The organism is Jatrophihabitans sp. (assembly GCF_051960575.1).
GTDB lineage: Bacteria > Actinomycetota > Actinomycetes > Mycobacteriales > Jatrophihabitantaceae > JBQCEE01.
Window position 1 is genome coordinate 1 of the sequence record NZ_JBQCEE010000067.1, and the last position, 9,880, is coordinate 9,880.

Sequence of the window (9,880 nt, forward strand, 5' to 3'; positions counted from 1 at the left end):
GCGAGCGCCGACCAGCCGCGGCGCCGCGGGGCGCCGACGGCGGCGGCGCGGGCGCGGGTGAGCAGGATCGACAGCCGTGTCAGCAGGGCCGGGTCGGGCGCCCGTGACTGGACCAGCGCGAGGTGGCGGGCGGTGCTGCGGTAGAGGGCGACGAGCTCATCGGCCTCGCGCGCGTCGAGGTGCCGCTGACTTGCCAGCCGCTCCAGTCGCGTCCACCCGGGTTGGTGGGCGAGCAGGAACGCGTCGAGATCCACACACCCTCCCCGAGATCGTGCCGGCTGCGTCTATCGTGCTCGCGTGCATCCTGCCGCGCCGCTGGTGTCCGGCGAGGGTGTGGCCCTGCACCTCGACCGCGCGTCCGCCGGCTCGCGGATCGCCGCGACGGTCGTCGATCTCGTCGTGCAGGGCGCCGGGGCGCTGCTGCTGCTCGTCGTCACGGCGTTGATCGCCGGCGGCAGCGACGCCGCCGCGGTGCAGGCGGTGTTGATCGTCGAGGTCGTGCTGGTCGTGGTCGGCTACCCGCTGCTGTTCGAGTGGCTCGGTCGTGGACGCACGCTCGGCAAGCTCTGGCTCGGCCTGCGGGTCGTGCGCGACGACGGCGGCCCGATCACCTTGCGGCAGGCATTGGTGCGGGCGCTCGCCGGGGCGATCCTCGAGAAGCCGGGCCTGCTCGGACCCGTCACCGGCGGCGTCGGGCTGCTCGTCCTGCTGCTGAACCGCAACGACAAGCGGATCGGCGACCTGCTGGCGGGCACCGTCGTGGTGAACGAGCGCGGCGGGCCGCGCACCGGCCTGCTCGTCGGCGAGCTCGCACCGCCGCCGCACCTGTGGCCGTGGGCCGCGACGCTCGACCTGAGCCGGCTGGACGACGGGCTGGCCCTGGCGCTGCGTCAGTTCCTGGCACGGGCGGGCAGCATGGCGCCCGCCGCCCGCGACGGCCTGGCCGAACAGCTGCGCGCCCGCATCGCCGCGGTCACGGCTCCCCCGCCGCCGCCGGGCACGCCGACACCGTGGTTCCTCGTGACTGTGGCGGCCGAGCGGCGGCGTCGCTCGGCCGCCCACTGATCACAGCGACAGGATCACTTCCAGCGGGCGAGCAGCTCCTCGGCGCGGGCGGCGAGGTTCATCTGCCAGATCGGGCCGAAGCTGATACGGCCGACGCCGGCTCGCCTGAACATCTCGAGGTCGCCCTCGGCCGGGTTGGCGATCGCGTTCACCGGCGCCTTGATGCCGCCGGTGAGGCGCTGGTAGGTGGCCTCGTCGTGGAAGCCGACGGGGTAGGCCGAGCGTGCGCCCGCGTCCACACAGAGATTGAGCCGCTCGATGGCACGGTCGACACGGGTCTCGTCGTCGCCGTCCTTGTTCTTGAACAGGTCGGTGCGGGCGTTGATCACGAACTCGACGCCGGCGGCATCGGCGGCCTGGCGCAGCCGGCCGACGAGGTCGGCGTGCTCCTCGGCGGAGCGCAGGCGGCCACCCTCGCCGTGCACGGTGTCCTCGATGTTCAGGCCGACCGCGCCCGCAGCGAGCAGGCCGCCGATGAGCGTCGCGGCGTTCTGGCCGTAGCCCGACTCGATGTCGACCGACACGGGCAGCGCCACCGACTCGGTGATCTGCCGGACGCGGGTGAGCACCTCGTCGAAGGTCATCCCCTCGCCGTCCGCACGGCCGAGCGAGTCGGCCAGCGGGTGGCTGCCGACGGTGAGGCCCTGGAAGCCCGCCTTCTCGGCGAGGCGGGCCGACCATGCGTCCCACACGGTCGGCAGGACGACGGGGTTGCCCGGCTGGTGCAGGGCGAGCAGGGCGGACGCCTTCGCGGCGAGATCGGTCGACATGCGTCCGACCCTAGCGAGCGGTCGTCCATAGGCGCCTGCGAGGACGACGCCGATCTGCTTGGCTCACGGCATGCCACGCGCCGACGACCTGCTCGACGACCTGGTGTGGACGGGCGGGCACTACGAGGCGTCCATCGCGCTGCGCCCGGCCGACGACGCGGCCTGGACCCAGGCGGTGCAGGTGCTGTGCCAGGCGGCCGGTGTGCGGCGCGCGGACGGCTCGGCCTGGGCGGACGACCCGCTGCTCGCGACCTTCGTCGCCGAGCAGTGGGTGCACGGTCTCGTGCGCCTGCCGCACGGCGTCGATGCGGTCTGCGGCGTGACCGGCTGGCGTCCGACGCGGTGGGCATCGAGCGGGCGCTCATCGGCTTCGAGACAGCGGACTTCGCCGAGCACGACGGGTACGCGGCGGTCGTGGTGCCGCGCGCGGGTGTCGGCGTCGACTACCGGCCGGCGACGCGCTGACCTGCTGCCTGCCCGTGAGCGGTCTCAGCGGCACCACGCCCGGACGTGGCCGGCCGCCCCGAGCGGTTGCACGTCGCGGTCGACCAGTTCGACCGAGCTGCGTGTTCCCCGGGTCGCGCAGGCCTGGGTGAAGGCGGTGCGCCCGTTGTCGGTGTACTCGATCTCGATGACGCGCCGGCCGTAGGCCCTCGTGTAGGCGGCGCACTCGCCGTACACCTGGCACTCCTCGGCGATGGCGAAGTCGAAGCCGGTGCGTGCCCGGCGTCCGGCGAGCTCGCCGGCGTTCTTCTGCGCGATGAGCAGACCGTCGGCGTGGGCCCGGCGGCTGAGCAGGGCTGCGAAGGCGATCGCGTCCGCTTGGCTCAACAGGTGCTGAGACCGCGTCCACGAGTCGAGGTTGTCGGGCTCGATCGCATCGAAGCCTCGGCGAGCGCAGCCGTCGATCCAGCCGCCGACGACCGCGGCGACACCGGCCCGCTTGACGGGCGTGGACAGATCGAGCAGTACCTCGTTCCAGTCGTGGTCGATCACGAGGCGGCCCGTCGCGTCGCGCAGCAGCAGACGGGGATGGTGCCGTCGCCACCACCCGAGCTCGTCAGGCTGCGCCTGGAACGCATTGACGTAACAGATGTTGTAACGCCCCGGCGCCGGTCGGTCGTGCCGGTCGCGGTCGACGATGGTGACGCCGCGCGGCGGGCGGTAGGCGCCGCCGATCTGGTCGTCGAACCGTGCACCGGCGGGGAACGGTCGCGTCGTGGGCACCGCCCCGGCAGTCGCGATCCCTATCGCGAGCAGCACCACGGCAACTGCCACTGCCCGGATGCTCCACATCGCACGAGGGTCGCACGGCGCGCGCCGCCCGCCGTACCGGCCGGTCAGCCGATGGCGGTGCCGAAGGCGTGTCCGATGCCGTAGGTGAGCGCCAACCCCGCGAGGCCGCCGACCACGACGCGAAGCACCGCGCGGGTCGCCGGACTGCGACCGAGCCGCGCGCTGATCACACCCGCGAGCGCCAGGGCCGCGAGGACGGCGGCCACGCAGACGATCACGCGCAGGTTGCGCGGCGGCAGCAGGATCGCGACCAGCGGCAGCGTGGCGCCCACCGTGAACGACAGCGCGGACGCCGCGGCGGCCTGGAAGGGGTTGGCGAGGTCATCGGGGTTCATCTGCAGCTCGGCGTCGAGGTGCGCGGCGAGCGGGTCGAGCTCGGTCAGTTCCTCCGCCACCTTGCGCGCGGTGGCCTCGCTCAACCCCTTGCCGCGGTAGATGGCGGTGAGCTCGTCCAGCTCCGTCTCGGGATCCTCGGCCAGCTCCCGCTTCTCCTGCGCGAGCAGGGCGAGTTCGCTGTCGCGCTGGGTGCTCACCGAGACGTACTCGCCGAGCGCCATGGACACAGCGCCGGCCACGAGGCCGGCCAGGCCGGCGGTGAAGATCGGGCCGCGGGCGGCGTTCGCGCCGGCCACGCCGACGACGATGCCCGCCGTCGAGACGATGCCGTCGTTCGCCCCGAGCACGCCGGCTCGCAGCCAGTTGAGCCGTCCGTCGGTCGTGCTGGTGTGGGCCTCGCCCGGGTGGGTCTGCGTCTGGTCGTCCGTCACGAGACCACTCAACCGACCCGCACCTCCGTCCGCCAGGAAGGGCAGCCTTGCCTGTGCTGCACGTCGCTCGCGGGCCCGCGGCGCGCACGAATCGGCTGGCACGCGCGACGTACCGTCAACACCGTGTTCGAGGTCGGCAGCCGCGCGCGTTCACAACCTCCGCCGCGACACGTCGTGTTCGAGGCGCTCACGCAGCCCGACCGTGACCCGCAGCGTCCGTGGCTGTTCCTGCTCGACGACGAGGTGCCACCGACCGTGGTCTCGACAATCGCCGACTCGCGGGTCGTGTGGACGTCGATCTGGCGCCGGCTGCCGGACGCGATCATCCAGTTCGACCTCGACGCGGAGGCCTCCGGTCCGGATGCGGGTTCGGCGAGCACGCGGCTCCGGTGGACTGTCTGGACGCCGCACGTCGTCGCCGATCCGGCACTCGTGGGCCACATCCGGCATCGGATGAACAGGATGATCAACGCCGACCTACGAGCGACGTTCGGTCAGTGACGGGGGGCGCCCGCCTGCCGGGGAGCGTCAGGCGCGCGGTCAGAACGGCGCCGGCTCGTCGTCCGAGACCTCGTCGGCGGGCGGCGACCCCTCCGAGCGACCGTCCGCGATCGGCGCCGGGATTGACGACGACGGGTTGTGCATATCGCCGGTCGGCCGGAGTCGCGGCGAGAAGCAGCGCACGGCGCTGACGTCACTGCCCCGGTCGCGGTAGCGACCGACGGCCTCCTCCGACAGCTGCGTCCGACGCACCGACCCGGCGACCGGCACCGGCGCGACAGCGGCAGGCACCAGCCGTGGCACCTCGACCTCGTGGCGGCGTCCCATCGGGCTGATCCAGGTGAACGTGCGCGGACCCGTCCGTGCCAGCCGCCAACCGTGGTCGGTCTTGAGGCCGTGGTCGTGCGGGCACGCAGGGCCGAGGTTGACATCGGTCGTGAGACCGCCGACGGCCCACCCCTGTCGATGGTCGGCATGGCACTGCCGTGCCGGACGCCGGCAGCCCGGGAACAGGCACCAGCGGTACCGGATCTCGGTGCGCCGCCGCTGCGGGCGTCCCGGCAGCCGCGCCGCCGGATCCTGTCCGAGCGGCTTGTCGGCCAGGTACTGCGCAGCGAGATCGGCCAGCAGGCCGCGCCATGCCTCCCACACCGCCGGAGGCAGGACGGACTGCGGCGACTGCCGCCACGCCTTCGCCGACGTTATCCAGGTCGCCGCTGCATCACCGGGTGGCGCGTCCGTCGCTCGTGACGACGCGAGCCAGTCCTCCGGCACGTGCAGCTCGACCACGCCGTCGACCCGATCCTGGTGCGGCGGTCCATTGTTCGGTCGGCGGCGGGTCACGCCGTCGAACACGAGCCAGCCGTCGGCGTCGTGCACGCCGAAGCGCCACTCACACCGCCGCTGCGCCGCCACGACCGCCCGGGCCACCGAGGCAGGGACGACGCCCCACCCCGCGATCTCTCCCGGACGATCGTCCATGCCCAGCAAGGTGCCGAGCCCGACACTGACGTGCACACCCGGACGGCTGCCCGGCGGATACGCGACGGGCTCATCGGCCGGCGGATCCGGCGGTCCGGCGCCGGCGACGGTCGCGGTCGCCACGCCGCGGTCGATGCCCGCCGCGGCCGCGTGGCCACCTGGACCTTCACCGCGCTCGACCGCCGTCGCTGGCTGGTCACCAGCCTCCCCCGCGTCGGCGACCGAAGCTGCGTCCGGACCGAACAGGTCGGTCGCCTGCCCCGCGACCGGATCGGAGACAGCTGCCGCGTCATCACCGCCGTCCTCCGTGCTGTCAGAGCGGGCACCGTCTTCGACGGCGCCGACGTCCTCCCCGACGAGATGCTAGGCAGGCCAGCTGCATCGGCGACATCATCGGCTTCGGGCCGAGCAGGCTGATCGCGGCGCTCGTTCGCTGCGGCGACGTCACGATCGGGCTCCGATTCCGGATCGTCGACACGCGCGGGGTGCATGGCGACGAGCGCGGCGACGAGCTGGTCGCGGGTGTGGCCGATCCAGCGTCCGTCGAGTAGGCCGAGGAAGAGATCGGCACGCACGTGGTCGAGCGGCGCATGCGCACCGGCCCGCTTCGCCGCCGCCGCCACCGTGTCGAGGTGATCGCACGCAGCCGCCGCCTCGTGCGCCGGCAGACCACTGCCCTCGATGACCGCCGAGCCGTCGCGCGACAGGTAGCCGACGACCTTCCGGTCACGCACGGCCGCCCGGTACCGGCGCTCGGCCCAGTCGGCATCGAGCTCGACCGCCACCCGCCGCGCGCGGTCGGCCAGGGCCGGCGCCGTCACCGCGGCCGCCCCGGGCAGCAGCACCTCGACCAGGCGGGAGGCATGCTCGGGCGAGAGGTCGGCGCAGGCCTGCACGAGCACCCGCGCCCGCGCCCGATCGACGCGTCCCTCGGCCATGGCTGCGGCCAGCAGCGGAAGGTCCTCGACGGACTGCGCCGTCTCCAGTTCGATGCGCGTCGATGCCCTCGTGAGGCGCAGCTCGGCCCGGATCTCGGCCACCGCCAGGTCGAAGAGCACCGCCCGCGACGGCACCGGCCGCCCGGGCAGCGGCGCGGGATCGCGGCGGCCCACCTCGGCCATCACCGCCCACACCCGGGCCTGCGCCCACGACAGCATGCGGTTCGCCGCCGACAAGGCCGCGAGCAACTCGGGGTCGTCGATGCCGCCGAGATCGAGCGACTCGAGCACGCCGGCGAGGGCAGCGCCGGGCGCCAGCTCCTCCGTGCCGCTCGGCAGCCGTCCGTCCCCCGTCATGCCACTGAAGCTAGACCGACCCTCTGACAAAAACGTTCGATACCGAAGCTTGGATCGGAAAGAAGTTGCAGCGGTCGGCGCGCGACCCGACGCGGATGCCCCTGCTGGGGCGGGGCCCGCTCAGGGCATCAAGATCCGGACCGACGCCGACCGTCCTCAACGCCCGTCGAGACCCTTCCGGGCACTGCCGAGCAGCAACGGACGGACGGACACCGGGGCCATCGGCAGCCGCGCGTGCTCGAGCCACTCCACCTCGAGCGACGACGACCGCAGCAACTCCTCGGTGCGCCGGTTCGGGTGGCACCCTGCGGCGACGTACACGTGCACGGGCTCGATCACGTCCTGCACGCGACCCAGCAGCGATCCCTCGTCGGCGCGCACGTGCTCGATGAACAGGTACCGACCGCCGGGCCGCAGCACCCGGGCGATCTCGTCGACCATCCGGGCCGGGTCACCGACCGAGCACTGCACGTAGCCACTCGTCACGGTGTCGAAGCTCGCGTCCGGGAAGGGCAGCCGTTCGGCGTCGGCCGCCATCGCGCGCCACGAGCCGACGGCGGGCGGCGTGGCGCGCACCGTCCGCTCGAGCTGCGCGAGCATCGCCGGGCTCGGCTCGGTGACCACCAGCTCGGTGACCGCGGCCGTGTAGTGCGGCAGGTTGTAGCCGTTTCCGGCGCCGAGTTCGAGCGTGCGGCCCGCCGCGCGCCCGATGACGCGCGACCGCAGTTCGGCCCCGCCCGACCGCTCCGACACCGCCATGAGTCGCGGGTAGTACCAGGCGAACGCCCGCTCGTTCAGTCCCCATCGATCGCGCGTCAGCATCGTCGTCCCCGTCTCGGTCGGCCGGGCGCATCATCCCCCGAACACTGTGCCGCGCTCATCCCGGCCGGCAGGTCGCGACCCAACACCTCGCTCGACCGCGACCACGACGGGATCGCCTGCGAGCACCTGGAGGCGTCCGACGCGGCCGGAGTTGTCACACCGGACCGCTACGGTGCCAGCGTGAACGTGATCGAGGCCCACGGGCTGGTCAAGACCTACGGCAAGGTGCGCGCGCTCGACGGGCTCGACCTGAGCGTGCCCGAGGGCACCGTGCTCGGCCTGCTGGGCCCGAACGGGGCGGGCAAGACCACCGCGGTGCGCATCCTCACCACGCTGCTCGCACCCGACGACGGCACCGCCACCGTCGCCGGCGTCGACGTCCGGCGCGACCCGGCCGGCGTACGGCAACGCATCGGCCTGTCCGGGCAGTACGCGGCCGTCGACGAGTACCTCACCGGCTACGAGAACCTCGAGATGATCGGCCGGCTGTACGGCCTCGGCCGCGCCGCCCGCGCGCGGGCGCGCGAACTGCTCAGCAGGTTCAGCCTGGACGACGCGGGCGGGCGCCCGGTGAAGACCTACTCGGGCGGCATGCGCCGGCGTCTCGACCTCGCCGGCGCGCTGGTGGCGCAACCACCGGTGCTCTTCCTGGACGAACCCACGACCGGCCTCGACCCCCGCAGCCGCACCGAGATGTGGGACGTCATCAAGGAGCTCGTGCAGGGTGGCACCACCCTGCTGCTCACGACGCAGTACCTCGAGGAGGCCGACCGCCTCGCCGACGACATCGTGGTCATCGACCACGGCCGGGCGATCGCGCAGGGCAGCGCCGACGAGCTGAAGGCGCAGGTCGGCGGCGAGCGCATTGAAATCGCACTCTCCGAGTCCGGGCAGGTCGACACCGCGCGCGAGATCCTCACGCAGCTCGCCGACGGCCCGGTCGAGGCGGACGCGCACACCCGGCGTCTCGCGGCGCCGGTGCGGGGCGGCGCGCCGGTGCTCGTCGAGGCGCTGCGGCGGCTCGACGCAGCCGGCATCGACCTGCACGACGTCGGCCTGCGGCGCCCGACCCTCGACGACGTCTTCCTGACCCTCACCGGCCACGCCGCCGACGACGACGCGGCCGACGCCGCGGCCGGCCACGACCTCGCGGAGCAGACCCGATGACCACCGCCACCGTGCCGACCCGCGCCACCGGGCTGCGCAAGGCCGTCATCGACGGTGCCACCGTCACCAAGCGCAACCTGATCAAGGTCAAGCGCGTGCCCGACCTGCTGGTCTTCTCGACCATCTCGCCGATCATGTTCATCCTGCTGTTCGCCTACGTCTTCGGCAGCGCGATCAACACGCCCGGCATCAACTACCGCGAGTACCTGATCCCCGGCATCTTCGCCCAGACGGTGATCTTCGGCGCCACCGTCACGGGCGCGGGGCTCGCCGAGGACATGCAGAAGGGCATCATCGACCGGTTCCGATCGCTGCCGATGTCCCGTTCGGCGGTGCTCATCGGCCGCACGACGAGCGACGTGCTGAACAACGTGCTGGTCATCGTGATCATGTCGATCACGGGCCTGATCATCGGCTGGCGCATCCACACCGGCGTCGCCGACGCCCTCGCCGGCTTCCTGCTGCTGCTCGCCTTCGCCTACGCCATGTCGTGGATCATGGCGCTGGTCGGGCTCGTCGTACCGTCCCCCGAGGTCGTCAACAACGCCTCGTTCGTCGTGATCTTCCCGCTCACCTTCGTCGCGAACACCTTCGTCCCGACGGGCGGCTTCCCCAGTGGCCTCAAGGCGGTGGCCGACTGGAACCCGGTCACCGCGGTCACGCAGGCCGCGCGCGACCTGTTCGGCAACACCAGCGCGAAGCTGCCCCCGGACGACACGTGGTCACTGCACCATCCCGTGGTCTACACCCTGATCTGGGTCGTCGGCCTGGTCGCGATCTTCGCGCCGCTCTCGGCCCGTGCCTACCAGCGGGCCGCCTCCCGGTAGGCACGACGCGCGCGCACGCTCACGCCGCCGGCTGCAGCTCGCGCCGCGCCGGTGCAGCGTCCGACGCGACCGGCGCCCGGCGCGTGTCGAACCGCGCCTTCCACCGCAGGAACGGCCGTTCGACGAGCAGCATCGACACCTCGGCGAGGACGACGGAGACGCCGAACAGCAGGCCGAACTTGACGAGCACCGGCCAGTGCCGACCGTGCGTGCCGATCATCACCGCCACCGGCACGTGCCAGAGGTAGAGCCCGTACGAGATACGGCCCAGGTGCCGCAGCGGCCGCAACGACACCGCGCGGGCCAGCACGTCGACCCGCGCCGCCGACCCGTGCAGCACACCCGCCACGACGACCGCGGCGCACACCGCGGTGAGCGTGTAGCCGCCG

The 9,880-nt window shown here is 73.0% G+C and carries 12 protein-coding genes and 1 pseudogene; 5 read left to right on the plus strand and 8 right to left on the minus strand.

Annotated elements, in window-relative coordinates; translation table 11 throughout:
• Positions 1 to 254, minus strand: a pseudogene (locus ACTHMS_RS03275) (stage II sporulation protein M); the annotation flags it as partial.
• 43 nt (positions 255 to 297) lie between these two features.
• Between ACTHMS_RS03275 and ACTHMS_RS03280 the strand changes: the two are divergent.
• Positions 298 to 1,065 (plus strand): RDD family protein, encoded by a 768-nt coding sequence (locus ACTHMS_RS03280; RefSeq protein ID WP_440305245.1) that lies wholly within the window; start codon positions 298 to 300, stop codon positions 1,063 to 1,065.
• 14 nt (positions 1,066 to 1,079) lie between these two features.
• Here ACTHMS_RS03280 and ACTHMS_RS03285 read toward each other — a convergent pair whose 3' ends face one another.
• Positions 1,080 to 1,835 (minus strand): isocitrate lyase/PEP mutase family protein, encoded by a 756-nt coding sequence (locus ACTHMS_RS03285; protein WP_440305246.1) that lies wholly within the window; start codon positions 1,833 to 1,835, stop codon positions 1,080 to 1,082.
• Between the two features lie 342 nt (positions 1,836 to 2,177).
• On the opposite strand from ACTHMS_RS03285, the gene ACTHMS_RS03290 reads away from it, so the two are divergent.
• A complete protein-coding gene (locus ACTHMS_RS03290; protein WP_440305247.1) occupies positions 2,178 to 2,300 on the plus strand; it encodes a hypothetical protein in 123 nt (40 codons plus the stop codon).
• 24 nt (positions 2,301 to 2,324) lie between these two features.
• Here the strand turns inward: ACTHMS_RS03290 and ACTHMS_RS03295 are convergent, their stop codons facing one another.
• Positions 2,325 to 3,113: an endo alpha-1,4 polygalactosaminidase gene (locus ACTHMS_RS03295; RefSeq protein ID WP_440305248.1), complete on the minus strand. Its 789-nt coding sequence runs from the start codon at positions 3,111 to 3,113 to the stop codon at positions 2,325 to 2,327.
• A 62-nt stretch (positions 3,114 to 3,175) separates the two neighbouring features.
• On the minus strand, positions 3,176 to 3,898 hold the full coding sequence (locus ACTHMS_RS03300) for a VIT1/CCC1 transporter family protein (RefSeq protein ID WP_440305249.1): 723 nt from the start codon (positions 3,896 to 3,898) through the stop codon (positions 3,176 to 3,178).
• A 174-nt stretch (positions 3,899 to 4,072) separates the two neighbouring features.
• Here ACTHMS_RS03300 and ACTHMS_RS03305 point away from each other — a divergent pair, with 174 nt between their 5' ends.
• Positions 4,073 to 4,399 carry a hypothetical protein gene (locus ACTHMS_RS03305; RefSeq protein WP_440305250.1) on the plus strand — a complete coding sequence of 109 codons (327 nt, stop codon included), beginning with the start codon at positions 4,073 to 4,075 and terminating at the stop codon, positions 4,397 to 4,399.
• A 39-nt stretch (positions 4,400 to 4,438) separates the two neighbouring features.
• Here ACTHMS_RS03305 and ACTHMS_RS03310 read toward each other — a convergent pair whose 3' ends face one another.
• The 3 genes from ACTHMS_RS03310 to ACTHMS_RS03320 form a co-directional block, all read right to left on the minus strand.
• The gene (locus tag ACTHMS_RS03310; RefSeq protein ID WP_440305251.1) at positions 4,439 to 5,278 is read right to left on the minus strand and encodes an HNH endonuclease signature motif containing protein; all 840 of its coding nucleotides are present in this window, start codon (positions 5,276 to 5,278) and stop codon (positions 4,439 to 4,441) included.
• Positions 5,239 to 6,675, minus strand: a complete 1,437-nt coding sequence (locus ACTHMS_RS03315) for a DUF222 domain-containing protein (protein WP_440305252.1) — start codon at positions 6,673 to 6,675, stop codon at positions 5,239 to 5,241. The genes ACTHMS_RS03310 and ACTHMS_RS03315 overlap by 40 nt, the downstream gene beginning before the upstream one ends.
• Positions 6,676 to 6,831: 156 nt before the next feature.
• On the minus strand, positions 6,832 to 7,497 hold the full coding sequence (locus ACTHMS_RS03320) for a class I SAM-dependent methyltransferase (protein WP_440305253.1): 666 nt from the start codon (positions 7,495 to 7,497) through the stop codon (positions 6,832 to 6,834).
• A 186-nt stretch (positions 7,498 to 7,683) separates the two neighbouring features.
• On the opposite strand from ACTHMS_RS03320, the gene ACTHMS_RS03325 reads away from it, so the two are divergent.
• On the plus strand, positions 7,684 to 8,664 hold the full coding sequence (locus ACTHMS_RS03325) for an ATP-binding cassette domain-containing protein (RefSeq protein WP_440305256.1): 981 nt from the start codon (positions 7,684 to 7,686) through the stop codon (positions 8,662 to 8,664).
• Entirely contained in the window at positions 8,661 to 9,491 is an 831-nt protein-coding gene (locus ACTHMS_RS03330; protein WP_440305254.1) for an ABC transporter permease, read from the plus strand. The genes ACTHMS_RS03325 and ACTHMS_RS03330 overlap by 4 nt, the downstream gene beginning before the upstream one ends.
• A 19-nt stretch (positions 9,492 to 9,510) precedes the next feature.
• On the opposite strand, the gene ACTHMS_RS03335 is transcribed toward ACTHMS_RS03330, so the two are convergent.
• The coding region (locus ACTHMS_RS03335) for an acyltransferase family protein (protein ID WP_440305255.1) at positions 9,511 to 9,880 on the minus strand (370 nt) is incomplete at its 5' end.

What these genes read in the sequence shown, in the direction of transcription:
- ACTHMS_RS03285 (WP_440305246.1), bottom strand. Translation starts at nt 1,835, where the DNA reads ATGTCGACCGATCTCGCCGCGAAGGCGTCCGCCCTGCTCGCCCTGCAC.
- ACTHMS_RS03315 (WP_440305252.1), bottom strand. Translation starts at nt 6,675, where the DNA reads ATGACGGGGGACGGACGGCTGCCGAGCGGCACGGAGGAGCTGGCGCCC.
- ACTHMS_RS03320 (WP_440305253.1), bottom strand. Translation starts at nt 7,497, where the DNA reads ATGCTGACGCGCGATCGATGGGGACTGAACGAGCGGGCGTTCGCCTGG.
- ACTHMS_RS03330 (WP_440305254.1), top strand. Translation starts at nt 8,661, where the DNA reads ATGACCACCGCCACCGTGCCGACCCGCGCCACCGGGCTGCGCAAGGCC.